1 protein-coding gene is annotated in these 1,309 nt (G+C 58.4%); it reads left to right on the top strand.

Features of this window, described 5'->3' with window-relative positions; genetic code table 11:
* Window positions 1–516 precede the first annotated feature (516 nt).
* On the top strand, window positions 517–1,309 hold a 793-nt coding region (locus DN387_RS24960; protein WP_254506382.1), incomplete at its 3' end, for a cbb3-type cytochrome c oxidase subunit I.

The following is a 1,309-nucleotide window of genomic DNA, read 5'->3' as shown; positions in this document are numbered from 1 at the left end:
CCGGCAGAGAACGTAACTGCCAAGTGAAACGATGATGTAACTGAGCCTTGACTCAAACCGCCGCATCGACAACGGTGCGGCGGTTCCCACCGCCCCTTGCGACCAAGTGTCGCACCCCGCCGCACACCCGCCTTGCACCCCCCCTGATCGAGACTAAGCTTGTTGCCACAGTGGCTTGAAGTCTTGCACCTGAATGCACCTTTTTGGCGCACTTTCTGTTCGCGAGCCACCACCAAAGGCTGATGGATCCCGGCCCAAGTGCGAATTGCCTGCCCTGACCACGCAGGACGATAGTGCCAAGGCAGCTTAATGCGTGCACAACGAAAGCGGAATAATGGTGCACATTATCGCCTTGCGATTGTGTACACTTCCCACCGCCAATCGGCTGGAAACGCCGTAAAATCGGCCTTCGCAAGGTGCTGCGCGATTTCCATCGCGTTGCAATAACCACACGGTTTATACATACTTGCGCCGATTTTTTAACCAACAAAAACACCCAAACCGTGGAACCTTAGAATGAGCACAGCAATCAGTCCGACTGCTTATAACTATAAGGTCGTCCGCCAGTTCGCCATCATGACGGTGGTCTGGGGGATCCTTGGCATGGGCCTCGGTGTCTTCATCGCCTCGCAACTGGTCTGGCCTCAGCTGAACCTGGACCTGCCGTGGACGAGCTTTGGACGCCTGCGCCCCCTGCACACCAACCTGGTGATCTTCGCCTTCGGTGGGTGCGCACTGTTTGCCACTTCCTACTATGTCGTGCAGCGAACCTGCCAGACGCGACTGATTTCCGACAGCCTCGCGGCCTTCACCTTCTGGGGCTGGCAAGCGGTGATCGTCGGCGCGCTGGTCACCCTGCCGCTGGGCTACACCACGACCAAGGAATACGCAGAACTGGAATGGCCTATCGCCATTTTGCTGGCCATCGTGTGGGTTACCTACGGTGCGGTGTTCTTCGGCACCATCGTCAAGCGCAAGACCAAGCACATCTATGTGGGCAACTGGTTCTACGGTGCCTTCATCGTGGTGACCGCGATGCTGCACATCGTCAACCACGCCTCGCTGCCGGTCAGCCTGTTCAAGTCGTACTCGGCCTACTCGGGCGCGACCGACGCGATGATCCAGTGGTGGTACGGCCACAACGCCGTGGGCTTCTTCCTGACCACCGGCTTCCTGGGCATGATGTACTACTTCGTACCCAAGCAGGCCGAACGCCCGATCTACTCGTATCGCCTGTCGATCGTGCACTTCTGGGCGCTGATCACCCTGTACATCTGGGCAGGTCCGCACCACCTGCACTACACCGCGC

Origin of the sequence: Pseudomonas sp. FBF18, from assembly GCF_024261405.1 — a bacterium.
In the GTDB taxonomy this organism is placed as follows: domain Bacteria; phylum Pseudomonadota; class Gammaproteobacteria; order Pseudomonadales; family Pseudomonadaceae; genus Aquipseudomonas; species Aquipseudomonas palmensis.
Note: the sequence above shows the minus strand (reverse complement) of the source record. Positions and strands in the feature narration are given on the sequence as shown.